Below are 26,512 nucleotides of genomic sequence, written 5' to 3' on the forward strand. Positions count from 1 at the left end.
TTTTCGTTGCCGCCCTGAACTGACGGCGTAGCCGTCACCCTGAACTTGTTTCAGGGTCTCTTATTTCATCATCTCATGGTTTAACCCAAACCCTGAGATTCCGAAACAAGTTCGGAATGACCGAAATTTTTGATTTCGGTCAGTTCGGAATGACGAATTCTTTACATTTGTCAATTTGAAATGACGAACCTCAGCGTCTATTTCAGGATCTCGGTTTTTCAGGCTCTCTTGCTTCAGCATCTCTTATTTCAGGGTCTCATTGTTTCGGGATCTCGTTTTTCAGGCTCTCTCGTTTCAGAGTCTCCTTGTTTTAGCATCTCCTTGTTTCACATCTCACGTTTTAGTCATACTTAACTGACAAGTTTCCCGCTTTTGTCATCCTGAACCGGCCTTAATATTAAGGCCGCCCTGAATTTATTTCAGCATCCCTTCGTTTCGGCATCTCATAGTTTCAAGGTCTCGTTATTTCAGCGTCTATTTCAGGCTCTCTTGTTTCAGCATCTCGTTCTTTCAGGGTTTCACTGTTTCTGGATTTGCTTCAGCAAAAAAGAAAACTCATTGGGTATTGCAGAAATGGTAGTAAGACCGGGAAATAGAAAGTGGAATCTCAAATCTACACTGCTGATTTCCAAACACCTATTTCCTTTTTAGCAATTCCTTAAGCTGGGGCAGCAGGTCCAGCAATTCAATACGTGCTTTCCGGCAGAGCGTTATTGGCTTTATTTGACTGCTCACTTTTACCTTCTTCAAGGCTTCCATCTCCAAGGATGTTGAATACCTTTGCTCCTCTTTTGAGTAACTCCTTTCCTATCAAAAGAAAGCGGTGGCAGGAGTGGGGATTTTCTTCACTGCACATGAGGGCAAGTTTTGCTGAGGATGCAAGCTGAAGCACTTCAGCCAAACCCTTTTCGAAGAAAGGTGCCTTTGCCAAGCGTTCATAAAGCACTTCCCCCTTTTGATTGTAAAACTCTTGTTCTTTGGGACGCCCACCAAGGAGATTGCCCCGGAAAAGGTATTGAATACCCTGTGTTTTAAGTGCTTTTTGGAGGGTTTCCCGGTTAAAATGCGGAACATACCGGGAGTAAGGATGAGAACGAACATCGACCACTAACTGAATGTCGTGTCGCTTCAAAAGCTCCAGGAAGCGCTCAAGTGAATGATTGGAATGTCCTATGGTGTAAACGACAAGTACTTTGTCGAATGCAACCACCTCCTTTACCTTTCTCCATCCTTCCTTCACGCATCGCTCCAGTTTCCGTTTTGGCAGTTGGCTCGGTCGATGAATGCACAGCGAAGTTGTATGGTAAGGGTGAGCCTGTGCATTGCTCCAGCAAAATAAAAATCCTTGTTGACGGAATATTCCAACTTTTCCCCGGGACGAATGAGAAACACCCCGTTGGGGAGTGGATTGTTAAAAGTGAAATCAAAGAAGGTAATGGTTGAGCTCGATTTTCGAAGCAGCAAGCTTCCGTCTTCTCGCATTTCCTGGACGGAAAGTATCTGGTACCCGGTGCGAAAAGGGAAGTCCGTTATTCCTTGCAAACCGCTGGCTGCTCCTGAACCGGCAGAGCCAGAAAGTGAAGTGCCCTCTCCAACTACAAGGTTCACCACTTGGGGGTTTATCTTTCCTTCTCCACTACCAAAAGCCTGGTTGAAGCTTATAAGCAACCCTTCCTCTTCAGAGAATCTATAGGTTGGAAAGTCAATGTAAACATAAGGGGAGCCAGGATCACCTTCGATGTGGACCCACTGTTCGAAAAATAAAAGACCCTTTGTAAAGTTTAGCTCTTCAAAGACCGGAAAATCCTGGGAATTGTTCCCGGAACTACATCCACCCAAAGCAAAGAAAGTAAGAAAAACCAAAGTAGCGAGCATCAATATTCTTTTTGCCATGTTCTTCCCCTCCTGAAAGTGCTCGAAATTAGAGCTTTTTAATCGATATGTTTCCCGATGTGGTTTTCACCACTATCTTTTTTCGGGGTTCAACAATGGTGCGACCCTGTAAGGTTTGCCATCCCGGAGAATTTCCTTCCCGAATCCTCAATGGTATTTCCGAAAGAAACTGCCCGCATACGGTCTCAACCGAAAGTTCAAAACCTTCTCTTTCATGAACCAGGATGAGAACATCCCCGCTTACTGAAGAGATGTTGATTTCGAGCGGGTCTTCACTCGGGGGGATAGCAACTTCAACCCTGCCGCTTACTGTGCGCACCTCGAGATTTCCCAATAACCTTTCCACGGTAATTTTTCCACTTATGCTTTCCAGTTTGACCTTTCCAGCCAAGCCCTGCACCAGGGTTTCTCCGCTTACCGTTTTTGCTTCCACTTCGTTTCCAATGTTTTTGACTTTTATTGCTCCGCTTATGGTTTGGACGTCCACTCTGGAGCTTTGAGGGATGGCCAGAAGATAATTCACACGGGGTGGGTAGAGGGAAAGGAGAGAATTCGAGAGCGCATCCAGGGGCTCGGTGGCAATCCGGATTGCGTTTTCTTCCACCTCGGTTTTCACCTCAACCTGCGATAGCAATTCCCGGGCTTTTTCTTCGGGAAGTCCCTTTACATATTTGGTGGCTACCATGTTGACCACGCTTTCCCGGTGTCCTTCTATAGCCACTTTACCCCGGATACTGGATACAGACACGGCAACTCCTTCTTTTACCAGAAAACTCTTTATGATTGGCTCTTCGCAAGCCCAGGCCATTGCAGCGCAAAGTAAAGAGAAAAGGGCTATCAAAAAAATTCTTGCAAGCCACTTCCGGGTCATCGCGAGCCTCCCTTCCGGTTTTTCTCATTGTAGCATTTTCAAGAGGGTCGATGCCCGAATTTTTTGAGGAGGTTTTATGCAACTTTACCATTGGGATGGGAGTAGAGGTTTTTGTTTCCCCTGGTTGCCAGTTTATTGTTTGTTTTCAAGCAAACTATCGAATTCAAAACCCAGTTTTTTTCAACGCTTTTTTACTATTTTGACTTCTTCCAACGAGGGAGGATAAAACTCATCGGGATATCTTATTTCGGCTGTGTAAAAGGTAAGACTTCCGGTTTCCATTTCTTCGAAAGCAGAGTCTTGTTTTCTGCGGAGTTCGGTTAAGAATTCAAGGTTATGGGTTTTTCCACAAACTGCTGACAGTGAAAGCATACCGCTCCTTTGGCCATTTCTTCTTCGGAAAGTTTTATTTCGTGTTCGATTACCTTTAAATCTTCGGTAGCTTTAATTAACCACCTTTTGACTTTTTCGGCAATCAAAGGGGAACACCTTCTTTTACTGCTTCCCTGGTAACGGTGCCTGGTATTTCTTTGTCCCGCTCTACTTCGCTTTCGGATTTAAAAATTATATCGCCATCTATTCCAAGTCGAGCGAGTTTTTTCCCTTATCTTTTTTGAATAATACATTTTTGCTTTTGCGGGTATTTCGTCTTTGATGATTATCATTACGCCCCAGTCGCTGGTTGGTTTAGCATTGCCCCTGGCTCGAGAGCCAAATAGGATGATGCGCGAAATTTTAAAATCGCTTGCCTTCATTACTTCATGAATTGTCTTTTTTAACAGGTTTTTTTCGTTCATAGGTTTTGCCTCGCTACAGGGCTTTCTCTTCAAATCTTAGCATGAGAACCTTGCGTGAAAAGCAAAAAAATAGAAATCATTTTCCTGGCCAATTTTTCTTCAAATTTTTTGGAAAAATTTTTTATTCTCTCTTTCAGTGTCAGGAATTGACCCTCCGCTGTTGTACAATCTTACTCAAGGGGGGTGGAAATGTGCTGGAAGGAATAAGGCAAGTAGGAAAAGCTTACCGGGAAAGCACTTCCAGGGGTTTTATTTTCAGCCTGGTTAACCGGCCACCGGAGGACCGGGATGGAAGCAAGAAACACCTTCTTGCAATGGATTTCCGCATTGCTGAGGGCTGCATCGAGCTTTCCTTTCCCGAACTCAGCGATAGAGTGTGTGAAGAGTATTTGTGGGTTGGAAACTGCAAGGGGAGCATTCCCCAGGATAGGCTAACCACGGACCAACTCCGCTATCTTTTCTTTGATGCCTTACCCAACCTGAACTCAAAGCTCGAGGATGGAGAGCTCAAAGAGACTATTGCTGAGGTGGTGGGAAAGTTTTTTACTGAAGCAGGAGTAGGGAGTGGTAAAGTTCGCTTTCTGGACATTCGGAAAGTGCGGGATTTTCCTTCTACAATTGAATTGCCCCAGGCAGAGGATGTTAAAAAATTCCAGAGAGAGTACATAAAGCTTTTTTTCAAGCTTCTGAAAGAGCATTACAATTTTTCGGATAAGGATTTCGGCCTTTTTTCACTGCTTATTGAGGGGAAGAAACCCTCAGAACTTGAAGAGTATGTAACCTATCTTGAGCGCTCAATGGTAGAAGAGCAATTCAAGGGCTCTTTTAGAGGCACTTGTTATGTTTGCGGCAGGGAGGACCAGCTTACCTTCGACACCACGCGCCTTCCAGATAAATTTTATATCACCAAGCTAATTATTTTTTCCTCAGATTTGGCTGGCAAGAGCAAAGACGCTGGTTTTGCTAAAAATTTTGCCCTGTGTCGGGAATGTTACAAGGACCTCATCTCCGGCATGCGCTACCTGCGAAATTATTTGAGCGCCAGTTTGGCTCGGAATACCCTGTACATCATTCCGGGTCTTTTTTCCAATCCGGTGGAAAAAACTCTTACCACAAGCTGGATGGATTTATCCAGGCGATTGGTGGTTTCCACTTTCACTCCAGAGGGTTTCCTGAAATTCAGAGAGGAAGTAGAGCAAGAACTTAAAGATTACCAGGAGTTTGCAAAGCTTATTGACTATGGCTACGTGGACCTCCTTTTTTATCGCAGCGAACAGAGTTCCTTCAAAATCAAGCGCTTGATCCGGGAAGTACCCCTGCGCAGAGTGCAGGAAATCAGAGAGGCACTTGAGGAGACCCGGAAGCTTGGTGCGGAGCTTCTGGGAGAGAGCAAAGACTGGTTGTTATCTCTTAACGGGATGTACTATCTTCTTCCGGTGCGCTCCGGGGCGGAAGTGGAGCACCGCAAAATTCTGGATGTATATGAGCACCTTTTCTTAGGTTATCCCCTGGACCGTAACCTGTTGATGCACTTTTTCCTCACTTTAGCTCAGGTCTACTACTTTGGTAGGCCAGACTACAACGTAAATCCTGGCAACAACTCTGAATGGGGCTTGGTTCGCTCCATCCTGCAAACGCAGCTTTTGCTTAAGTTTTTTGAAAAATTATCTTTGCTAAAAGGGGGTGGAAAAACAGTGGAAGCTAATCTTGAAGTGTTGGGTGAAGACATAGCACAGTACGTAAGGAGGATGGGGTATTCGGAGGAGGAGACTGCTCTTTTCCTTCTCGGGTATCTCATCGGAGAAATTGGTGCCAGGCAGTTAAGGGGTAGTGATTCGGCCAAAAAGCCCATCCTGAATAAGATTAATTTTAACGGGATGAGTGCCAAAAGAATACTTGCTCTTTCCAACGAGGTTTTTGAAAAGCTGGACCAGTATCAGATTCGTAAGTACAACGAGAAAACTTTTGCAGTCATGAAGAGTTTGTTGGATGCCCACATTAAAAACTGGAAGCTTTCAGAGGCCGAAAATGTTTACTATATCCTTTCCGGGTATGCCTTCTGCACTTACCAGATGGTGACCCGGAACAAAAGAGGGGAAGAGGAGGAGGAACAATGAACACCTATGGACGAAATTCGGAAATTCTTTTTCTCTATGATGCCAAAATGACCAACCCCAACGGGGACCCCGATGATGAGAACAAGCCTCGCATGGATTATGAAAAAGAGGTAAACCTGGTCAGTGATGTACGCCTGAAACGCTACATTCGAGATTATCTGGGAAGCAAGGGTTATGAGATTTTTGTTACCAAGGTGGACGGAGAAACGGTGGACGCCACAGAGCGCCTACAAATACTCCTTGGTAGGGATAAGCTGAAGTCTCTTTCTCCAGAGGATGTGGAGCAAATACTCGACCGACTCATTGATGTACGTCTTTTTGGAGCCACCATGCCCATCAAGGCTCAGGATGAAGGCGGGCGAGGAGCCAGCTCGACTTTCACTGGCCCGGTGCAGTTTAATTGGGGATATTCGCTCAATAAAGTGGAGTTGGTGCGCTCAAACTCCATCACTTCCATGTTTGCAGGACGAAGCGGTGAAGGAAAGGGTGAGTACGGTACTTTTGGCAAGGACTGGAGGCTTTACTATTCTCTGATTGCCTTTTACGGGATAGTGAGCGGTTACCGGGCGCAGTACACCCGCTTGAGCGAAGAGGACGTGCGGCTCCTTGACGATGCGCTATGGAATGCCATTCCACTTATGGCCTCGACCAGAAGCAAAATTGGCCAAAAACCGCGCCTTCTTATGCGAGTAGAGTATCGGGATTCATACACTTTTCTGGGGGACCCAAGAGGGAAAATCAGTATTGAGCCTGCAGAGGGCTTGCGGGATGTTTACGATTTTGAAGTTGATATTTCTCTTCTGGTTGATTTTCTGGCTCAGAATAAAGACAAAATAGCCCGCATCCTGGTTCTTGAAGACCCTGATTTGCGCATTAAGCAAGGTTCGCTACAGGGAGAGTTGCAAAAAGCTCTGGGTGGTGCTGTTCAGGTCGTTTCCTCACTTTAGGCGGTGATTACTATGGAAGTCTTGGTATTTGACATCCTTGGGAAAATGGCTCACTTCAGACAGTACTATACCAACTCTTCATCCCTTTCCTACTTTTTTCCTCCCCGCACCACGATTTTTGGAATGGTAGCGGGGATACTGGGTTTGCCTCGGGATTCTTACTATGAGCTTTTTTCCCAAGACAAAGCCCGTGTGGCGCTTTCCATCCGCTCGCCGCTCAGAAAGAAAATACAAACCGTCAACTATGTGTGGGCGGAAAAGCCTGCTCAATTCAACCTGAGTGCCGGGCAGCACACCCAAATACCTCTTGAATTCGTTCTACCCTATGATTACCGGGAACTTGTTGTGTACCGTCTCTTTCTCTGGCATGGTGATGAGCAGCTTTTTTCCCGGTTGAAGGAGATGGTCAGCAAGGAGCGGGTTTGTTTTCCGCTTTACTTGGGCATTTCGGAGTGTTTAGCTCACCTTTCTTTCGTGGGTTTGGGCGAGGCTGAGAAAGAGGAATTTGACGGTGAAGTCGAGGTAAGTTCGGTAGTGGGAACGGAGTATTTGAGAAGAAATGAGTGCTTTATTGGATTTCGGGAAGGAGCTTTTTATGTCAAGGAACTCATGCCCTTTTCTTTCGACGCAGAAAGACGGCTCAATCAGCCACCGCGGGAGTTTGTGGGTGAGGTGAAAACAGGAACTATCCAGCTTCGAGGTCGGGGAACGGTATATCGGGTAAAAATTTCCGGTTTCAAGGAGCGGATTATTTTTATGGAGGACTAAAGAATGCAGTTTTACTCGCATCAGGGAATTCTTCTTAAAGAGCATCTCAAGGAAGTGGGGAGTAGGTGCCGGGAGTTTTTCTTTTTCGATACCCCGGGAGACCTTGGGGAACTTGCATACATTATTGGGATAACTCATGATTTTGGCAAGTACACCACCTATTTTCAAGACCGCTTATTTGGCCGCAAGGACTGGAGGAAATTGTCTGACCACGCTCTGCTTTCGGCGCTGTATTCGGCACTGGTTGTTGAGCGCCTTGCCGAGGTCTTGCCGGGGGTGGAAGAAATAGCCGAATACCTACCCCTTGTAGCCTTCTTCGTGGTTTTTCACCACCATGTGGATTTGCGCTCCCTCTCACACATTGAGGAGCGCCTTCGGGAAGGCAGCGAGCATCGGGAAATAGTTTTCAAGCAAGTGGACAATTTGAAGGGAAATGCAGAGGACATTAACCAGGACTTAGGGGAACTGGGTTTGCCCTTACTCGAGGAGTTTGCTGGAAAACTGGAAGATGTGATGTATAAGCTGCGCAGGGCGAAGTACTGGTTGGAAAAAAAGACTGCCGAAGACAAAAAGGAGCGGGTGGCAGTGCTTACTTTGAGTCTTTTTTCGGCTCTGATTGACGCTGACAAAAAATCCGCTGGAGAGGTTGAAGTCATTGAGCGGCGAGCTTTGCCTTCTTCCCTGGTTGAGACCTACAAGGAGAGGAAATTTGGACAAAGCTCAGGAAACATTAATGCGCTGCGGGAGGAAATTTTTAATCAGGTGACTGGCAAGGTGGCAACTCTGGACCTGCGCAGAGACCGCCTTTTAACTCTCACTGCACCTACCGGGTCGGGTAAGACTCTTACCGGTTTTGCTTTTGCCCTCAAGCTTCGGGAGCGAATCGAAAAGGAACTCCATTACCTACCCCGCATAGTTTATTCCCTCCCCTTCATATCCATCATCGACCAGAACTTTGGAGTTTTGAGCGAGGTTCTTTCCCAGCTTGACGATTTCACAGAGAACAGCTCAGCTTACATTCTGGGACATCATCACCTCTCCGACCTGCGCTATGTAGAAGAGGGCGAGGAGAAGGAGTTTGACGAAGCCCTGGCGCTCATTGAATCCTGGGAATCAGAAGTAATCGTTACCACTTTTGTGCAGCTTTTGCACTCGGTTATCGGGTTCAAGAACCGCTTCCTGCGCAAGTACCACAACGTCGCCCGCAGTATTATCATCCTGGACGAAGTGCAGAATGTGCCGGCTGAATATTGGCCTCTTCTGCGCAGGGTTTTCAAGTTGATGGTCAAATATCTGGGGTGTTTTATCATACTTTCTACAGCTACCAGACCCCTTATTTTTCAAGAGAGAGAAGCTCTGGAGCTTCTTGAGGAAAAGGAAAAATATTTTCGGTCTCTTCGCCGGGTAACACTCCGTCCTCGGGTCGTAGAGCCGCAAAGCGTTGAAGATTTTACCCGGTGGTTTGCCGAGGAGTTCTACAACTCTTCGAAGTCTTACCTTTTGGTTCTGAACACCATTCGTTCCTCGCTTGCGGTGTATGAAAAGCTTAAGGAAATGGGCATTTCCGAACTTTACTATCTCTCGGCTAACCTGGTTTCAGCTGACAAACTCAACCGCATCCGGGAAGTAAAGGAAGCACTTAAAGAAGGTAGAAAACCGGTGCTTGTTTCCACCCAGGTGGTAGAAGCAGGAGTGGACCTTGATTTTGACTGTACAGTAAGAGACCTTGGTCCTCTGGATTCCATCATCCAGGTAGCTGGCCGCTGCAACCGCAACTTCCAAAGAGGCGCAGGCGGAGGCGAAGTTATGGTGGTTCACCTCAGAGATGAACGGGGAAAAGATTACGCCCAATATGTGTATCAAAAGCTGCTTCCAGGTCTTTCCTTTCAGATTTTGAAGGACTTACAGGAGGTTAAAGAGGAAGATTTTCTGAGCCTTGCCGACCGGTATTTCAAAAAAGTTGGAGAGTGGAAGTCTTTCGAAGAGGCCGAGGACATTTACCGAGCATTACTCAATCTGCGCTTTTACGAGGAAGGAGAAAAGTCAGTGGCTCATTTTCAGCTCATAGATGAAAAGGGGTTCATTTTCCCGGTGTTTATTGAAAAAGATGAAAAAGCTCAGAGAGTTTGGGAGCGCTTTCGGGAGATTACCGGTGAGGGAAGCCTAAAGCCCTGGGAGAGAAAAAAGGAACTGCTCCGAATACGCAGAGACTTTGAAGCCTATATTGTCAACGTTCGGGTGAACAAAAAAAGAGAAGCTGTTTTGTTTGAAATCATGTTTTCTGAAAACCTGGGTTATGTACCCTTTGAACGAGTAGAGGAGTTTTATAACCCGGAAACTGGCTTTCGGGTAGGCGATTCTGGGCCACAGGCGATAATGATATAGGAGGGGATTATGCAAAGGATTAACGGAACTATGATTGCCAGCTATTACGCCTGCAAGCGGGAGCTCTGGTATATGGCTCACCAAATCACTCCAGACCAGGATAACCCTTTTTTGGACCTGGGGCGCCTGGTGGAAGAAGAAAGTTACCAGGAAGAAAAAAAGAAGTTTTTAATCGGGGATGTCCTGATTGATATAGTCAGGAGCGAAGAGGGCAAGTTGATAGTTGGGGAAATAAAAAAATCAAGTCGCTCCAAAAGAAGCGGCATCATGCAGCTTTACTTTTACCTCTGGTACCTCAAGGAAAGAGGTGTGAAAGCCAGGGGTGAAGTGCTCTTCCCCCGGGAAAAGAGAAAAATACCCCTGGTTCTGAACAGAGCTATTGAGGAGGAACTCAAGCGGGCGATGCGTGAAATCGAGCTTATCATTGCTCAGGAAGTTCCTCCTCGCCGGGAAAAGATTCCTCTCTGCACACCTTGTGCTTTTAGGGATTTTTGTTTTGCATGAGTGAAAGTATTTACGCTTTTTCTCACGGGATACTCAAGAGAAAACAGAATACTCTCTTTTTTGAAAGCCAGGACGGCTCCCAGCGCTACCTGCCCGTAGAGGGAGTCCGGGATATTCACTTTTTTGGAGAGGTAACGCTTAACAAGGAAGTCCTCGAATTTTTGTCTCAAAAGTCGGTGTTACTCCATTTTTACAATCATTACGGATATTACGTGGGGAGCTTTTACCCTCGGGAACACTATAACTCTGGTTGTTTGATCTTGAGGCAAGCGGAGCATTATTTGGAACCGGAGAAAAGGCTTGTCCTGGCCCGGCAGTTTGTTCGGGGAGCGTTGCAAAACATCCAGGCCGTTTTGAAGTATTACCACCGCCGTGGTTTTGCTCTCGCTTCAGCAATTGGTCAAATGGAAAGTTTTCTTTGTGGGTTGGAAGAGCAAGACACTCCAGATGCGCTTATGGCTGTGGAGGGCAATGCCTGGGATATCTACTATCAATCTTTTGATGTTATTTTGAACGACCAGGATTTTCAGATGGAAAAAAGAACTAAAAGACCACCCGAAAATCAACTCAATTCACTGATTAGCTTTGGCAACTCTCTGCTTTATGCAGCTGTTCTTTCCGAGATATACAAAACTCACCTTGACCCCCGCATCGGTTTTTTGCATGCCACTAATTTCCGGAGGTTTTCTCTTAACCTTGATGTGGCGGAAATCTTTAAGCCGGTTATCGTAAGCCGGGTTATTTTTGCTTTGGTGAATAAAAAAGCCATTAGTTCCCGTGAGTTTGATGAACGCCTGGGTGGGCTTTATCTCAACGAGAGGGGTCGCAAGGTTTTTGTTGAGAAGTTTGAAGAAAAGATGAAAAGTACAGTGAATTACAAAAGGATTGGTCGCAAAGTTTCCTACCGCAGGTTAATCCGCCTTGAGCTTTACAAGATTGAAAAACACCTGCTTGGCGAAGAAGAATATCAGCCCCTTCTTGCAGAATGGTAAGCTATTTTGCGCATGTATGTAATCATGGTTTATGACGTGGAGGAAAAGCGAGTTAATAAGGTTCTCAAAATAGGCAGGAAGTACCTCACCTGGGTGCAGAATTCGGTTTTGGAGGGAGAAATCACCGAAGCCCGGTTGGAGCGCTTGAAGTCGGAACTTAAAAGGTGTATAAGCGAGGAGAAAGATTCGGTAATTTTTTACATTATGCGGACCACCAAGTATTCTGAGAGGCAAATTTTAGGGGTGGAAAAGGGTGGAAAGGGCAACTTTCTATGAATGTTTGTGCTTTCTGGGTTTTGCTTTACATGGCTACCCGCTTAACTCCAGAAGGTTTTTGTAAAATATCCGCTTTTTTCCCGAGTTCGAGATTGCCCTTTTTCCTATCTTGTTCCAGATTTCGGAGCTCAAGTAAAGACACACACTGTTATAAGCTTGGTTTTTTTCAGGACGCAAAGCCTACTTCCTTTTTGCTAACTTCAATCGCATGGAGCGCTTCTCCAAAGCCAAAGAAGTCGTTCAGTTTGCCGGTCTCTCTCCCCAGATTGAGCAGTCTGGAAAAAGCAGAAACCGAGCCTGGCTGAGTAAAAGAGGCAACCCTTACCTGCGCAAACTCCTCTTTCTCTGTGCCTTAACTGCTTCCCGCTACAACTCCCAGTGCCGGGCTCTCTATGAGCGGCTCCTTGGAAGAGGTAAACCCAGGAAAGTAGCTCTCGCTGCTTCAGCCAGTAAACTGTTGAGACAAGCCAATGCCTCTCTGAAAAGAGGTGTACCCTATGATCTCCATTACTTAGGAGAGAAAAGAAATGTTGGTCTTCAAAGGACTTGAAATGAAACACGGAACATCCTGAACCGGTGTCGGTTTTTTCGACACCGCCCTGAACCGGCCTTAATATTAATTAAGGCCGTGCTGAATTTATTTCAGCATCTCTTGTTTCAGGGTCTCCTTGTTATTTCAGGGTCTCTTATTTCAGGGTCTCCTTGTTTCAGGATCCCATAGTTTCAGGGTCTCTTTCAGCATCTCACGTTTTAGTCATACTTAATTGACAAATCTCCAGCTTTTGTCATGCTGAACTTGTTTCAGCATCTCCTTGTTATTTCATCATCTCATGGTTTAATCTAAACACCTGAGATTCCGAAACAAGTTCGGAATGACGGACTTCGCCGTCATCCTGAATTTATTTCAGGATCTCAGTTTTTCGGAATCTCAGCATTTCAGGATTTACTTCAGGGTCTCAGTTTTTTTCAGCATCCCCTTGTTGTTTCAGCATCTCCTTATTTCATCCCCCCTTCTTTCACGATTTTTGAACTTTTTCTCTTTCTGGAAGTCCTTTCTTTTCTTGCTTCCAATACATCGACAGAAAATGGTTCTCGAAATAGGGGTTTTGTGGCCTCTGATTGAGTTTTCATGCGGGTTTCAGGGTATTTTGGCTTCTTTGGGGCTTGTGGTGCGGGTTTGAGGGTATTTTGGGGGTTAAGGAGGGGTGATTTTTCTGTCGATGTCCGGTAACCGGAAAACCCCCGGGGATCGACAGAAAAATGAAAATGGGTTGTAAGTCTCTTGACATGGGTATTAGTTCATGTTTTAATGGTTTCAGATACGCACCTTGACAAGTGAATACCGATTTTAAAAAGCCTTTATTTATAACCCTTTTACGGGTTTGTAGCTTCCCTATAAGGGATTGAAACACTCCTCTTCTGCTTGGTCTATATCTCCAAACGCCAGTTTGTAGCTTCCCTATAAGGGATTGAAACTCCTGTGTAGAGTTTCGTTGCCAATTCCCTTGTTTCCGTTTGTAGCTTCCCTATAAGGGATTGAAACTATGAAAATAAAAGTTGGTAAAAAAGGTGCAAGCAAGTTTGTAGCTTCCCTATAAGGGATTGAAACTGTAGTGCCTCGGTGGGGCTTTCGTATTTTTTGAGCAGTTTGTAGCTTCCCTATAAGGGATTGAAACTAGAAACTGCTCGCTTGAAAACTTTGAACCCTTGCTTGTTTGTAGCTTCCCTATAAGGGATTGAAACAGGAACTGAAGGTTGTGCTTGTAGAAAATCTCCAGAAGTTTGTAGCTTCCCTATAAGGGATTGAAACCTGGAGGGCACAGAGATTACCGAAGAACTTGTGCTCACAAGTTTGTAGCTTCCCTATAAGGGATTGAAACAGGCGTGTTTGTAGAAGCTTGCTCCCGAGCGGGATCTTGTTTGTAGCTTCCCTATAAGGGATTGAAACAACAGTGGCAGGTTCAGTTCCTGCTTGTTTCGCCGATGTTTGTAGCTTCCCTATAAGGGATTGAAACCCATCTTTGGTGTTCCTATGCACAGAAGATTAAACCCGAGTTTGTAGCTTCCCTATAAGGGATTGAAACAGAAACCAGACTTTGGGGATAAAATCAATGTATACGGTTTGTAGCTTCCCTATAAGGGATTGAAACTATGTTTTCGGCGTTCCCTTGTTGCCTCTTCGTCTATCGTTTGTAGCTTCCCTATAAGGGATTGAAACAAAAGAGCCTGACGAGCAACTTCGCCGTTTTGTATCGTTTGTAGCTTCCCTATAAGGGATTGAAACCCCTTCGGAATCGTGGACCATTTCGTATTTAGCATCGTTTGTAGCTTCCCTATAAGGGATTGAAACACGCCATTCCGCTTTACGGCCTGAAGGATTCTTTCGTGTTTGTAGCTTCCCTATAAGGGATTGAAACGCTAAGAGTTGCTTCATGCGCTCAATCTCCGAGGAGTTTGTAGCTTCCCTATAAGGGATTGAAACCACTTTTCTCCTTCCACGGTGGCTCCCGGTCGAGCTTGTTTGTAGCTTCCCTATAAGGGATTGAAACCAGGATGAAGGCCTCAGGTTGAGCAATATCCATCGACGGTTTGTAGCTTCCCTATAAGGGATTGAAACCGATGAATGTGATGACGAAATCGAAAAAGCGTGGATGGTTTGTAGCTTCCCTATAAGGGATTGAAACTTCTCAAGGGTTTCTCAGATTGAGAAGCTCGATAAACGTTTGTAGCTTCCCTATAAGGGATTGAAACAAATCTATTACAGGGAGAAAGAGAGGCAAAAACAGCGTTTGTAGCTTCCCTATAAGGGATTGAAACCACCACAGCTCTATATCTGTGAATTCACTATCGGAAGGTTTGTAGCTTCCCTATAAGGGATTGAAACCTAGTTCTTTTAATTCATTGATGGATAATTGCATTGATGTTTGTAGCTTCCCTATAAGGGATTGAAACAATCTACATACAGACCCTCATGACAGCGAATGGGTTCGTTTGTAGCTTCCCTATAAGGGATTGAAACACCGATGAAGAAGGTCCTTCTGAAAACGGAGTTACCGGTTTGTAGCTTCCCTATAAGGGATTGAAACATTGCTCGCAGGGACTATGGGAAAGCTCTGGAGAAGGTTTGTAGCTTCCCTATAAGGGATTGAAACGAGATTAAGAAAGGGGGTTTTCAAAATGATAAAAAGGGTTTGTAGCTTCCCTATAAGGGATTGAAACGATACCACGCAATCTCTTATATTCCAACCCGAGACGGGTTTGTAGCTTCCCTATAAGGGATTGAAACAACTCTCGTTCTCCTTTTTTTATTGCCTGCCAAAACTGTTTGTAGCGTCCCTATAAGGGATTGAAACACTTCAGCTATTTTCAATAGGCCTCGCTTTTCCATTGTTTGTAGCGTCCCTATAAGGGATTGAAAAAACCATAAATGTTGGCTGCTGAGAAGCCTTCCTGTTACCCTTCTTGCCAGTTTCTCCTTATGGTGATATAAATTTCTTGTTCAATAAGGATGGGGAAAGATTTTCTCTGGGGGAAGAGTGTATGAGGAAAGGGCTGTTTCTGGTAGGCATTTGCTTGTTGCTTTCTCTTGTTTTCGTGGAGCTGAGCTTTGGTGCTCGGGAAGGAGAGGGCTACTTTCAGATACCCTTTTCAAGCTTGGGCTGGAAAGAAAGCGTGAAACTCGAAGGTGGCAATCCCGCTTACACCCTTTACCTTCCTGACTTCACCGGCGTGGACTGGGGCCGCAGCTTTCTCTATCTTAACCTTTATGCTTCTCAGCTTATTCGTTCTCCTTCGTCGGTATCGATATACGGCGATGGAGAGCTCCTCCTCAATGCCGCTTTGAGGGCTGGTGAAAACAGCTTTCGTATCCCACTTGCTGCTCTTTCTACGGATAAAGATGTACACAGTATAGAAGTCAAGGCTCATCTGGTAATCAGCGATGACTTCTGTGAGGACCTGGCTTCAGGCAACCTGTTTGTGATTATAAGGAAAGACAGTTTGCTCAACCTTTACCGAAAAGATACCCCCCTTAAAAGCCTCGAGGATTTCCTGCATTTCCCTGAGGATGAAGTGGAGATTTTGCTTCCTTCTGGTGAATGGTCGCCGGACCTTCAAAGGGCGTTTATAGAGCTCTATGCTTTTTTGAGTCGATTTTACCGAGGATTGCCTGTCCGGATAACTGCTGGAATGTATAAGGGAGAAACAACGGAGTCCTCGGATCACCGCCGCATTTTCCTGTTAGAAGAAGGTTACCGGGATTTTGAAATTTATGATAAATCCCTTTATCTTACTCCGCAGGGAGTTGATGCCCTGACGCGTATTCCGGAGTTTTTCGTCTTTACTTCCTCGAAGGTTGAAAAAGTGGACAAGCAGTTTTCCTATTCTAAACAAAGGGTAACCCTGAGTGGATTAGGAGCAGATGGGCTTACTTTCCGTGGTTTAGGAGAAATGAAACAAACAGTTTACTTTACGCTTTCTGATTTGGGAGGTTTTCCCCGTAGCCTCAAACTGGTCCTTTACCGCAACCACCTTCCCTCGCGTTATGAGGCTACCTTTTCGATTAAGCTCAATGGAGAAATGGTTTACAGCGAAAAACTTGACATGGGTGGAGTAAAAGAGCTTTCTCCCCTTACCGTCCAGATTCCCACTGCTCTTCTTGGGAGAGAAAACTCTCTGGAGTTCCGCTTTTCTTATTTCCCCGAAGTGGGTCATTGTCGGCGAAGTGAAGCACCTTTTGAAGGTTTCATTAGTGGCAAGTCCTACCTTGAAGTTGAGGAGTTGGCGTCTCTTCCAGAACTTTTAACCTTTGGGGATGTTCCCACTTTTTTTGCAGGCAAGGCTCAGGTGGTGCTTCCCGATAAAGCATCTTTTGAGGATTTGATGGTTGCCTCTAAAATAGTGGCTTCTCTGCGCACGATAGACCGGGTGCCCATTTTGGTAGAAGTCCTCAAATATTCCCAGGTTACTGATTTGCTTGACCCTTCGCTAAATCTCTCTGTTTTTAGGAGGCCATTTTTCAACCTTTTTTATCTTCCCCGACGTGTCAGGGAATACAGCGACCACCTCAGGTTGCGCGGTACCCCGACTGCAAAAAGAATGGCCCTTTCGCTTGCTTTTGCCTGCGAGAACTTTATCTACACCCTGCGGGATTTTGTTCTTTTGCCTTGCCTTCCTTTTCTGGAAAAAAGCGTTTCCCCCCGAAATTTCTTGGTTTTTGTAGACCCTCCAGATACCCTTTTAAAGTCTCTTTCTTCCCCGGTAGTGATTGATGAGGGGACAATTGTTTTGCGGTCTGGGTTACAAAGTGAACGCCTTTTGGAGACTTCTCCTGACCAGCCGCTGGGTGTTCTTTCAGTTTTCAGGGAAGGAGCATTCCCGGCAATAATTTTTATCCCTTACCGGGAGAAAGATATTGCCCGGAGCTACTTCCTGGAAAATTTTGAAGGAGTTGAAACCCTGCGGTGGCTGAGCGGGAACGTGGCGATAATCGGAAAAGGAGGCCTTTCCAGGCTTTTGACCGTGGAGATACCTCCTTCGGGGTGGAGGATTCCTTCTCATTGGAGGGAGGTTTTTCGGAGCTTCCGTCTGGTGATATTCCTGGTGGGAGCTTCACTAATCGTGATTCTGGCCGGGTTCCTGTATCGCCGCCTGACCCGTCCACCTCTTTAAAGAGTAGAAAACTTTTAGGCGAGATACTTCTTGAACGGGGCTTGATTAGTGAGCAGGATCTCAGCGAAGCTCTGGAACTACAGAAAATTAGTGGCAGTCCCCTGGGGGAAATATTAGTCTCCCGGGGTTTGATTAGCCCGCTAAAGCTTTACGAAGTTCTGGCTGAACAGGGAGACCTTTCTTACATAGGCAGGAACCTGGAAGAGCTCTACGGGCTTATTGATGAAGAGCTATTGAAGTCTTTTAATGTACGGGAATTAATCCACTTCCGCTTTTTCCCCATCAAAAGGGATGGGGGACACTTTCTGGTAGCGGTGGTCTCTCAGCACGATTCTTCGGTGGAAAAGCTACTTGGAGAAAAGTTCGGTCTGGTTTACGTCGAGAAAGCATTGATTACCCCTTACGAACTTGACCACCTTATCCATCGCTTCTTTGGAAAGTCGATTCTTCATGAAGCTACTGCTGGTCTTCTCTTCCGTTCTCCCCAGGAATCCGCATCACGAGTTTTCACACCTCTGCAGTGGTTGGTGGGAGTTGCCTCTTTAGTTGCCTTTCTCTGGGGACTGATTTTCTTCACCCTTCCCACTTTGAGTGTTCTCCTTTCTATAATTAACCTGGCCTATTTTGCCAATGTGCTGTTCAAGTTTGTAATCAGCCTCTGGGGAGCAAGGATAGAAAAAGAGAGCATCACCTTTGAGGGTGATTTTAAAGACCTGAGAGAAAACGAGCTCCCTGTGTATACCATTCTCCTGCCCCTCCATAGGGAGCCACTTTCGGTGATTAAACAGTTGGTTGAAGGCATTCGTCAACTCGATTATCCACCCGAGAAGCTGGATGTTCTTTTCCTTATTGAAGAAAATGACCGGGAAACTCTGGAAAATTGCAAGAAAAGCCACCCCCCTTATAACGTCCGCTTTATTCTTGTTCCAGAAGGTGCTCCCAAGACGAAACCCCGGGCTTGCAATTTTGGTCTTTTCTTTGCGCGGGGAGAATTGCTCACCATTTACGATGCCGAAGATGTTCCTGAACCAGACCAGCTCAAAAAGGCGGTAGCTGCTTTCCGCAACGCTCCCCCGGAGTTTGTATGTCTTCAGGCAGCGCTCAACTTTTACAACCGCAACCAGAACTTGCTTACCAGATTGTTCACCCTGGAATACTCTTATTGGTTTGACTATTTATTGCCCGGCCTTTTCGTGCTTCGCCTGCCCATACCTCTGGGTGGAACTTCCAACCATTTCAAGACTCAGGCCTTGCTGGAACTTGGAGGCTGGGATCCCTTCAACGTTACTGAAGACGCTGACCTGGGAATGAGGGCCAGTTACCGCGGTTACCGGGTAGGGATCATCAATTCCACTACCTTTGAAGAGGCCAACAGTAAGCTCCGCAACTGGATAAGGCAGCGTTCCCGATGGCTCAAGGGATACTTGCAGACCTTTCTGGTTCACAACCGCAGGCCTTTGCGAGTTTTACGTAGTTCTGGTTTTTCTGGTTGGCTTACGCTACAGCTTTTTATCGGAGGGACACCTCTGGGTCAAGCAGCATCAGTTCCTCTGTGGTTACTTTTTGTCTTCTGGCTTTTTACAAAACGGGCGTTTGGCTTTTCCTTTTTACCGGATTTCATAATGGTTATCGGCCTTTTGAACCTTCTTTTGGGCAACTTCCTGGGCATTTACCTTTCCATGCTTGCTGTGTTCCGTAGAGGGTTTTATGAGCTGCTTCCCTTTGCTTTGCTCAACCTCTTTTATTGGTTTCTGGCTGGAGTGGCGGCTTGGAAAGGCATTTTTCAGCTTTTTACCCGGCCCTTTTTCTGGGAGAAGACCGTTCACGGTCTGGGAGGAAAGCAGTAATCCATGAAGAAAAGCCTGAGGATTGCGGCTTTTGTGCTTTTTCTGGCGAGTTTTTGGGTTTTGTTTTCGCTTTTTGCGCTCTGGGCACAAAGGGAGGGTTTACTGTCTCCAGAGGCCTATTTCCTATCTTTCTGGGCTAATGCGGTGCACCGCGAGGGGGTTTTTAACCTTAAAACCTTCTTTTTGACTTATCCCACCCTTCCTTTCCTGCTTTCTATTTTTGCTCCCGGGGCACCCTTTGTGGTTTCTGCCTGTGGGGTTCTGGGAGTGGCCTTTGCCTCACGCTGGGTCTTCGGCCAGGACACACTGCTTGAGAGCCTGCTTTTTATGGCTTTTTTTACTTCCCCGCTTTTTCTTTCTTCGCTGTGCAGTTCTCCGATACTTACTCTTTTTGTTACTTTATTGGCAGGAGCTTTTTTTGCCATCTTGCGCCATAGAGAGTGGGGGCTCACCCATTGCTTGTTTGCAAGCGGTTTTCTGCTGGGGGCAGTCACCTTAACTTATCCCCGCTTCAGATGCATCATGGTGGCTCTGGCGGCTATTGTGCTGCTTTTTCCGGGTAGCTGGAGCAAAAAGCTGGGTCTTTTGCTGGTGCTCTTTTTCCCTATATTTTCGCTTTTGGGCACCCTTGCCTTTCTTTACTGGATTTACGACGGTAATCCGCTGGGTTTTCTGGACCTGCATTCCCAGAGTTTTGCTTTCTACTTTAATTTTGCTTCTCTGGGAGGGCTTCAAAAAACAGTTGCTGAACTTAGCAAATTCTGGCCTTTCTTTTTACCCTTTGTGTGGGCAATTCTTTCCGAAAGGAAAAGGTTTCTCTGGGGGTTGGGTGCGCTTTTTTCGGGCATTCTTGCTTTGCCTGTTTTCTCTCTGATGGTAGTTTTTCTAACTCAGGTTAGCGGGGTGCTGGAGTGGCGGGGTGAGCGGGGATGGGTAAAAGCGGTCAACGTGTTGTTGCTTTGCGTTTTTGTGATTCTGAGCTGGGGGAGGTTTGTGGTTGATAGCCGGGGTTTCTTTTTCCATCTCTATCCCCGGCTTGAGGAGAAGCTGGCTGAGTATCGCAAACTCGAGGAATTGGTACAGGGTAAAGTGTTGGTCATGGAGCCTGCTTCTTTTCTGGTTTCTTCCTGGAAAGATATGGACAGAGTCTGGACTCCCGAACTAAGGAATCCCAATAATTCTTTTTACGCTGATTTTGCTAATTATGACTATCTGATAACCTCTGAAAACTCGCTGGGTCTCCCTGGTTTTGAGCTGGCTTGGAAGGGTAGAGAGCTCAGGCTTTACCGAAGGTTGGACGTCCTGGCTGTAGATGAGTGATGGTATTTAGCGCAAAAGCTTTGTGCGACGGCTTTTCAGATTGAAGATACACGTTTTCACTTCCGGCACATTTTCCAGTGCATTCCATAACTCAAAGAATCCAAACCCTATGTTTTTCCAGTTTTAACCAGCATAGCAATATCGCTTACTCTGGTTTGCTGAAGCCCCAAATTATCGGGATTTTTGCCTCATACTTTTTCGAGAAAGAAAATTATAATTGAATGTCGTTTTTGTCTTGCGTTCTCTTTATTGAAGGAAGTGTTTCTCTGCTTCTCACTGCTTTGTTTTGTGGCTCTTTTAGGGGCTAAAGGAATCTGAAAAGCTGGTGAACGTTTCTTCGAGCCTTGCTGTCGGTTTACAAAAATTTTTATCTTTTCCGTCAGAACGTCAGAAATTGACATTGCTTACCGGTAGAATCAAGTACACAATGGGTGTACTGTGGCTGTCTATGCTCCTTTCCATCAAGGTTATAGGCATGATTGGCGCTTGGAAAAGATGGCGAAGGAGAGACTCCGCGGACCTTGTCGGAGAAGCGCTCTTCTTTTTGTGAAGAGATTTTGTTTCAGACCTTGCGGGCACTGGCCTTGCAGGCAGAAATGAGTCGGGAAGATGCTGAATTTATACAGGGTTTGAGAATGCTTTTTCGGGAGCAGTTAGTAGAAAAGAAAAACTTGTTTGAGAGATGATGAAGACAAAGAAAGAGCGTCCAGGGGAGGTGGTATCATGCTTGTTTGGGGTCGCTCGGATGATAACGGAAAGAGAATTTGCAGAACCTGCAATGGAACCGGACGCTGCCACCACTGTCGTGGTTCGGGTCTCAAATATTACTCTGGTTACGGAAGGCCGCACAGTAAGGATCCCTGTCCCTGGTGCTATGGCACGGGCGTTTGCCGTTACTGTCGGGGTACTGGTAGGCGTTGGTAGGTTGTAGTTTGCTTTGTGGCGCTTTTTCGCTTGCTATAAAGAGCAGCCGCCAAAGCCTCTGGCTGCCTTTGGGAAGTACTCCGATATGTTGTAGCTGATGGGTATTGAGCCACTGGATTTTGGAGAGAATAGCTCCGGGACGAGGTACGGGTGAAAGTGGTGCAGGCAATTGGCTAAAGCAGGAGAGATTGTGTTAGTTTATGCTTTGGAGTATAGTTTTGTAGAACACTGGCTCGAGCATAGAGGAAGCTTACCCTAAATAGGAAGTCTTTGGGTAGAGGACAATAGTAGTTACTGGAGAAGTGAGCGCTCATATTCAGTGGAATATTCAGTGGATAAAGAGGTGATGAGTTTGAGGTTAAGTTATCGCGTCTTGCTTCGAAGGGAGCCGGAAGGGGGTTACACAGTGGTAGTTCCTTCTCTTCCAGGGTGTGTTACTTATGGTGAAACAATAGAAGAGGCGATAGCAATGGCAAGGGAAGCTATAGAACTCTATGTAGAGAGCCTGCGGGAACATGGGGAAGAAATACCGACAGAAGAAGGGACCCTGGAGTACATGTTAACCGTGGAAACCCATGCATAGCTTCCCATCACTCACCCCTGAAAAAGTTATCAGGATCCTTGAAAAGAAAGGGTTTGTGCTGGATAGAGTGAGGGGAAGCCACCATATTTACTATCACCCGGAGACGAAAAGAAGAGTTACTGTTCCCCGGCACAAAAAGGATTTGCCAAAAGGCACCTTGTTCGAAATTTTGAAGCAAGCAGGTATCACCAGAGAAGAACTGAAAAATTTGTTATGAGTCCAAAACAGGGATGTATGTTTTTATTCCACTCAAATTTGCCACGTTTTCACTTCTGGGCTTCGTCTATCTTTAGAGTATGTCTGAAATGTTGACACTCAGCAAAAGATTTTTTTAGAAGTAAAAGTGTTTACTTTTTACAATCATCTCTGAAGCTTTAATCAGGTTGGGGTGGGTTAGCGGAAAGTTTAAACTGTAGTGAGTGCAGGAGATTTTCAGATTTCAAACCTTTCTGTTTTTGGGGAAAAAGCTACCTATGCGCTTATGGCAGGATGCATCGTATGGCCGGAAAGTATTAAAATGGGAACGCAGTTAGTATTTGAGCAAGGATTAGCCCCGGAAAACCTGCTTTCTTGGGGTTTTCTGGGGCAGTTTTTTACGAGCAGCAAGAGCAGCCGCCGAAAGCTCCGCTGTGGCCGCCTTTTGGGGAACAACCCAGCATGAAACCTCCAAATACCTGAGTGAGCTCCTTGCTCCCGCATTGAGGGCAGGTGAGGTCAAGACCCCGTTCTTTCTCTTCAATCGAGGCTTTAACTTCCATAGAACTTCCACACTGCTTGCAACGATACTCGTAAGTTGGCATTGCCTTCTCCCCTTTCTGTAGGTTTTTATTTTCTATTTAAAACCGAAAAAAGGAAAAATTCTTCCCCCGGTAGGGGGGTTGTCCGAATTTTTGCTGAAAAATGGGTTTCGCCAGCATCCAGCGTCGGTTTTTGACGCTGCGCAGGTTTTACAATAATTATTTTAAATTCTCACCTTGAGAAGCAAAAAGTGAGTTTTCGAGCGTTCTTCTTTTGTTCTGCAGTGAATATTTTGTTGAGTTTTTGTTGTTGACGGGAAAACCTTTATGGGCTTCCAGATTGTGGCTACTTTTGATTTTTTGCGTTATCGGGAATTCTGGAAAGGAATTTGTGCTTAATATTTGCAAGGAGGTGGTATTGGCACAAGGGAACTTTTATATCCGGTTACGTTGTGTTTTGAACTTGCCGGTCAGTTGAGTGTTTTAAAAGGAGATGTTTTAAGCGAAACTTGAAAATGGAGGGATGCATTGTGGAAGAGCGGAAGGTAAAACCGAGGAAAAGATGGCTTACCGATTGGTGGCCAAACAGATTAAATCTCAAAATTCTCCGCCAGAATTGCCCCAACTCCAATCCCTATGGCCCTGACTACAACTATCTTAGGGAAGTGGAGGGGTTGGATGTTGATGCCGTCATCAAGGACCTGAAGGAGCTCATGAAGACGCCTCAGGACTGGTGGCCGGCTGATTTTGGGCACTATGGCCCTCTTTTTATCCGTCTGGCCTGGCACAGCGCTGGAAGTTATAGGATTCATGATGGAAGAGGTGGAGCGAGGGACGGCAGTATCCGCTTTCCACCCCGGATTAATTGGCCTGACAACATCAGCCTTGATAAAGCCATAAGGTTACTTTGGCCGATTAAGAAAAAATATGGCAGAAAACTTTCCTGGGCAGACTTAATCATCATGGCTGGAACTGTAGCACTTGAGGATATGGGTGTGAAGATAATTGGGTTCTCTTTGGGCAGAGAGGATATTTACGAACCCGATGAAAGTCCGGATTGGGGACCTGAAGAAAAGATGCTTACCGGGAAAGAGCGCTTCAGAGGAGGAGAACTTGAAAGACCCTATGCCGCTACTGAGATGGGCCTTATCTATGTAAACCCAGAAGGTCCAGGAGGGAATCCAGACCCGGTTGAATCTGCCAAAGAAATCAGGGTTGCTTTTGCCAGGATGGGCATGAACGATGAAGAGACGGTGGCGCTCATTGCTGGTGGCCACAGCTTTGGGAAATGTCACGGTGCAGGTCCAGATAAGCACCTTGGTCCAGACCCCAGCTCTTCGCCCATTGAATCCCAGGGATTGGGATGGAAGTACGGTTATAAAAGCGGTAAAGGCCCTGATACCTTTACTTCAGGATTTGAGGTTATCTGGTCACCCACACCAACCCGGTTTGGGCTTCAGTATCTGCGCATTCTGTTAGAAAACGAGTGGGAACTTGAAAAAAGCCCTGCCGGCAAGAACCAGTGGGTTGCCAAAGATAGTCCGGCAATCGTCCCTGACGCGCACGACCCGCAAAGAAAGCACAAACCGAAAATGCTCACCGCCGATTTGGCCTTGAAATTTGACCCCGTTTATTCAAAGATAGCCAAGAGATTTCTTGAAAACCCACAGGAGTTCGAACAGGCTTTTGCCCGGGCATGGTTCAAGCTTACTCATCGTGATATGGGTCCAAAAGCGTGTTATGCTGGTCCTTACGTTCCCGAAGAGGAATTTATCTGGCAGGATCCTCTTCCCGCGCGTAGCTATGAGCTGATTGATGATACCGATGTGGCTGAACTCAAAAAGACAGTGCTTGCTTCGGGTTTGAGTATTCCTCAGCTTGTTTATACTGCCTGGTCTTCAGCGTCAACGTATCGCAATTCTGACCGTCGGGGAGGAGCCAATGGAGCACGAATCAGGCTATATCCCTTGAATCAGTGGGCAGTAAACCACCCGGATGAGTTGAAAGACATAATTGCTACCTATGAGAAAATTCAGCAGGAATTCAATCAGGAGCAGGAGAAAAAGGGTTCCAGAAAGCGAGTTTCTTTAGCTGACCTGATAGTGCTTGGTGGTTGTGCGGCTTTAGAAGCTGCTGCGCAGAAAGCGGGCTTCAACGTGCAGGTTCCATTTACACCGGGTAGGGTAGATGCTTCGCAAGAACAGGTTGATGTAGAGTTCTATAAAGAGATAGAACCCTTCGCTGATGGTTTCCGGAACTATTTCAGAGATCCTGCTGACATTAATGAGGGGGACGTTTACACCACTCCTGAATACTTCCTGGTTGATAAGGCCCAACTGCTGACACTTACCGTGCCAGAACTGGTGGTGCTGGTAGGTGGCCTGAGGGTTCTGGGGGCTACTTACAGGTACGAGAAATATGGAGTTTTGACCGATAATCCGGGGGTTTTGACCAACGATTTCTTTGTAAACCTGCTTTCCATGGACATTGAATGGGTACCAGCTGATGACTACCGTTACCTCTTTAAAGGGTATGACCGAAAGAGTGGAGAGCTGCGGTGGAGTGCAACCAGGGTAGACCTGATTTTTGGGCATCACGACGAACTGAGAGCGGTTGCAGAGGTTTATGCAAGTGATGATGCCAAAGAGAAGTTAGTACGTGATTTCATCGCAGCCTGGAATAAAGTAATGAACCTGGACAGATTCGACCTTAAATGAGGAACTTTGGTTGGGTAAATTTCCTGAGGGGCTTTTTGAGAGACCCCCTCCCGGGAAGAATTTTTGGAATTTTGCTTTTGAGTGATTGGTTGTATTAGCAGATAAATGCAAAGTTTTGCTGGGATAGAGCTTACGGTGAACACTTTTATAAAGAACAAAATATTACTTGACAAATCCTATGAAATGCTGGAAATTTTGAGTCTAATGTCCTAAAGTGCTTTAGGAGCTGTTTTAAGGTTATTCATTCTCGGTATTTTATATGAAAAGTTTTTAGAAAGTTATCCTATAACTGCTCTCGAAATTTCGGCTTCAGCAGACGAGGAGCAGGTTTCTGAAATTTTTGTGCGAATTAACAGTCAGGGTCGTACTCTTAACCAGGCGGATTTTATCCTTACTTTGATGTCGGTTTTCTGGGATGATGGTCGTAAAGAACTGGAGGATTTTGCTCGTCAAGCTAAAACACATTCTCTTGATGGTCGGCTCTCGCCGTATAATCCCCTTTTTCAACCTCTTCCAGATCAGCTGCTTAGAGTAGGTATTGTGTTGGCCTTTCGGCGTGCCAGATTGGAGCACGTTTATTCTATATTGCGTGGTAAGGACCTTCAAACTGGTGAATTTTCTGTGGAACGTCGTGAACAGCAATTTGCATTGTTGCGTGAGGCTCAGGGGTATGTTTTGGACCTTCAAAATTGGCATGACTTTCTTCAAGTTATTAACCGGGATGGATGCGTGCATCCTCGTCTTATTTCTTCACAAACAGCCTTTGTGTATACTTATGCTTTATGACTTATTGGTAAGCGTGATTTTGGTGTAGATCATTACACTCTACGAAATCTTTTGGCTCGATGGTTTTTTATGTCTTCATTGACGGGACGCTATTCCAGTTCGCCTGAGACGAGGATGGAGCAAGATCTTTCTTTATTGCGTGGCAAAGCCAGTAAAGAGGACTTTATTCATGCACTTGAGCAAGAAATGCGCGCTGTGCTCACTCCTGACTACTGGGAGGTAACTCTTCCCAACGAGCTAAACAGCGCGTCAGCACGTAATACAGCCCAACTAACCTATTATGCGGCTCTTTGCATTTCGGACGTATTGGTACTTTATTCAAATATGAAGGTGCGATAAATGTTGAATCCTGCTTTCCGTTTTGTCAAAAGCTCCCTG

25 protein-coding genes and 1 CRISPR repeat array are annotated in these 26,512 nt (G+C 45.8%); of the genes, 19 read left to right on the top strand and 6 right to left on the bottom strand.

Features of this window, described 5'->3' with window-relative positions; translation table 11 throughout:
- Positions 1-685: 685 nt before the first annotated feature.
- From QBE54_RS01120 to QBE54_RS01140, 5 genes are all read right to left on the bottom strand, one after another.
- Complete coding sequence (locus QBE54_RS01120; protein ID WP_369018523.1) at positions 686-1,240, bottom strand: DUF488 family protein; 555 nt, start codon at positions 1,238-1,240, stop codon at positions 686-688.
- Positions 1,237-1,893: a hypothetical protein gene (locus QBE54_RS01125; RefSeq protein ID WP_369018524.1), complete on the bottom strand. Its 657-nt coding sequence runs from the start codon at positions 1,891-1,893 to the stop codon at positions 1,237-1,239. The genes QBE54_RS01120 and QBE54_RS01125 overlap by 4 nt, the downstream gene beginning before the upstream one ends.
- A gap of 28 nt (positions 1,894-1,921) precedes the next feature.
- Positions 1,922-2,764, bottom strand: coding sequence for a DUF4097 domain-containing protein (locus tag QBE54_RS01130; protein WP_369018525.1), 843 nt, complete (start codon positions 2,762-2,764; stop codon positions 1,922-1,924).
- Positions 2,765-3,084: 320 nt separating this feature from the next.
- Positions 3,085-3,243 carry a hypothetical protein gene (locus QBE54_RS01135; protein WP_369018526.1) on the bottom strand — a complete coding sequence of 53 codons (159 nt, stop codon included), beginning with the start codon at positions 3,241-3,243 and terminating at the stop codon, positions 3,085-3,087.
- Positions 3,244-3,321: 78 nt separating this feature from the next.
- Positions 3,322-3,561, bottom strand: coding sequence for a nucleotidyltransferase domain-containing protein (locus QBE54_RS01140; protein WP_369018527.1), 240 nt, complete (start codon positions 3,559-3,561; stop codon positions 3,322-3,324).
- Between the two features lie 191 nt (positions 3,562-3,752).
- Between QBE54_RS01140 and QBE54_RS01145 the strand changes: the two genes are divergently transcribed.
- The 16 genes from QBE54_RS01145 (at position 3,753) to QBE54_RS01220 (ending at position 22,111) form a co-directional block, all read left to right on the top strand.
- A complete protein-coding gene (locus tag QBE54_RS01145; RefSeq protein ID WP_369018528.1) occupies positions 3,753-5,678 on the top strand; it encodes a TIGR02556 family CRISPR-associated protein in 1,926 nt (641 codons plus the stop codon).
- The gene (gene cas7b / locus QBE54_RS01150; protein ID WP_369018529.1) at positions 5,675-6,625 is read left to right on the top strand and encodes a type I-B CRISPR-associated protein Cas7/Csh2; all 951 of its coding nucleotides are present in this window, start codon (positions 5,675-5,677) and stop codon (positions 6,623-6,625) included. Before QBE54_RS01145 ends, cas7b begins: the two co-directional genes overlap by 4 nt.
- 12 nt (positions 6,626-6,637) lie before the next feature.
- Complete coding sequence (cas5, locus tag QBE54_RS01155) at positions 6,638-7,393, top strand: CRISPR-associated protein Cas5 (RefSeq protein WP_369018530.1); 756 nt, start codon at positions 6,638-6,640, stop codon at positions 7,391-7,393.
- A gap of 3 nt (positions 7,394-7,396) precedes the next feature.
- On the top strand, positions 7,397-9,778 hold the full coding sequence (cas3, locus tag QBE54_RS01160; protein WP_369018531.1) for a CRISPR-associated helicase Cas3': 2,382 nt from the start codon (positions 7,397-7,399) through the stop codon (positions 9,776-9,778).
- Between the two features lie 9 nt (positions 9,779-9,787).
- Positions 9,788-10,282, top strand: coding sequence for a CRISPR-associated protein Cas4 (cas4, locus tag QBE54_RS01165; protein WP_369018532.1), 495 nt, complete (start codon positions 9,788-9,790; stop codon positions 10,280-10,282).
- A complete protein-coding gene (gene cas1b, locus QBE54_RS01170; RefSeq protein ID WP_369018533.1) occupies positions 10,279-11,274 on the top strand; it encodes a type I-B CRISPR-associated endonuclease Cas1b in 996 nt (331 codons plus the stop codon). Before cas4 ends, cas1b begins: the two co-directional genes overlap by 4 nt.
- Before the next feature lie 12 nt (positions 11,275-11,286).
- Positions 11,287-11,550: a CRISPR-associated endonuclease Cas2 gene (gene cas2 / locus QBE54_RS01175; protein ID WP_369018534.1), complete on the top strand. Its 264-nt coding sequence runs from the start codon at positions 11,287-11,289 to the stop codon at positions 11,548-11,550.
- 208 nt (positions 11,551-11,758) lie between these two features.
- Positions 11,759-12,100, top strand: coding sequence for a transposase (locus QBE54_RS01180; protein ID WP_369018535.1), 342 nt, complete (start codon positions 11,759-11,761; stop codon positions 12,098-12,100).
- Between the two features lie 830 nt (positions 12,101-12,930).
- Positions 12,931-14,969: a CRISPR direct-repeat array (repeat unit 30 nt; unit sequence GTTTGTAGCTTCCCTATAAGGGATTGAAAC).
- A gap of 121 nt (positions 14,970-15,090) precedes the next feature.
- Entirely contained in the window at positions 15,091-17,220 is a 2,130-nt protein-coding gene (locus QBE54_RS01185) for a cellulose biosynthesis cyclic di-GMP-binding regulatory protein BcsB (protein ID WP_369018536.1), read from the top strand.
- Positions 17,221-17,261: 41 nt separating this feature from the next.
- Positions 17,262-19,067: a glycosyltransferase family 2 protein gene (locus QBE54_RS01190; protein ID WP_369018537.1), complete on the top strand. Its 1,806-nt coding sequence runs from the start codon at positions 17,262-17,264 to the stop codon at positions 19,065-19,067.
- A gap of 3 nt (positions 19,068-19,070) precedes the next feature.
- On the top strand, positions 19,071-20,387 hold the full coding sequence (locus QBE54_RS01195) for a hypothetical protein (RefSeq protein ID WP_369018538.1): 1,317 nt from the start codon (positions 19,071-19,073) through the stop codon (positions 20,385-20,387).
- Between the two features lie 325 nt (positions 20,388-20,712).
- Positions 20,713-20,937, top strand: a complete 225-nt coding sequence (locus QBE54_RS01200; RefSeq protein WP_369018539.1) for a hypothetical protein — start codon at positions 20,713-20,715, stop codon at positions 20,935-20,937.
- A gap of 7 nt (positions 20,938-20,944) precedes the next feature.
- Positions 20,945-21,073 (top strand): hypothetical protein, encoded by a 129-nt coding sequence (locus QBE54_RS01205; RefSeq protein ID WP_369018540.1) that lies wholly within the window; start codon positions 20,945-20,947, stop codon positions 21,071-21,073.
- 59 nt (positions 21,074-21,132) lie between these two features.
- On the top strand, positions 21,133-21,318 hold the full coding sequence (locus QBE54_RS01210) for a hypothetical protein (RefSeq protein ID WP_369018541.1): 186 nt from the start codon (positions 21,133-21,135) through the stop codon (positions 21,316-21,318).
- 339 nt (positions 21,319-21,657) lie between these two features.
- On the top strand, positions 21,658-21,894 hold the full coding sequence (locus tag QBE54_RS01215; RefSeq protein WP_369018542.1) for a type II toxin-antitoxin system HicB family antitoxin: 237 nt from the start codon (positions 21,658-21,660) through the stop codon (positions 21,892-21,894).
- Complete coding sequence (locus QBE54_RS01220; protein WP_369018543.1) at positions 21,887-22,111, top strand: type II toxin-antitoxin system HicA family toxin; 225 nt, start codon at positions 21,887-21,889, stop codon at positions 22,109-22,111. Before QBE54_RS01215 ends, QBE54_RS01220 begins: the two co-directional genes overlap by 8 nt.
- Positions 22,112-22,487: 376 nt before the next feature.
- Here the strand turns inward: QBE54_RS01220 and QBE54_RS01225 are convergent, their stop codons facing one another.
- Positions 22,488-22,694, bottom strand: a complete 207-nt coding sequence (locus QBE54_RS01225) for a zinc ribbon domain-containing protein (protein WP_369018544.1) — start codon at positions 22,692-22,694, stop codon at positions 22,488-22,490.
- Between the two features lie 467 nt (positions 22,695-23,161).
- On the opposite strand from QBE54_RS01225, the gene katG reads away from it, so the two are divergent.
- The 3 genes from katG to QBE54_RS01240 all read left to right on the top strand — a co-directional run bounded on the left by katG (position 23,162) and on the right by QBE54_RS01240 (position 26,473).
- The gene (gene katG / locus QBE54_RS01230; RefSeq protein ID WP_369018545.1) at positions 23,162-25,348 is read left to right on the top strand and encodes a catalase/peroxidase HPI; all 2,187 of its coding nucleotides are present in this window, start codon (positions 23,162-23,164) and stop codon (positions 25,346-25,348) included.
- A 342-nt stretch (positions 25,349-25,690) separates the two neighbouring features.
- On the top strand, positions 25,691-26,134 hold the full coding sequence (locus QBE54_RS01235; protein ID WP_369018546.1) for a hypothetical protein: 444 nt from the start codon (positions 25,691-25,693) through the stop codon (positions 26,132-26,134).
- A 114-nt stretch (positions 26,135-26,248) separates the two neighbouring features.
- Positions 26,249-26,473: a hypothetical protein gene (locus tag QBE54_RS01240; RefSeq protein ID WP_369018547.1), complete on the top strand. Its 225-nt coding sequence runs from the start codon at positions 26,249-26,251 to the stop codon at positions 26,471-26,473.
- Positions 26,474-26,512: the final 39 nt, after the last annotated feature.

The organism is Thermatribacter velox (assembly GCF_038396615.1).
Taxonomy (GTDB): domain Bacteria; phylum Atribacterota; class Atribacteria; order Atribacterales; family Thermatribacteraceae; genus Thermatribacter; species Thermatribacter velox.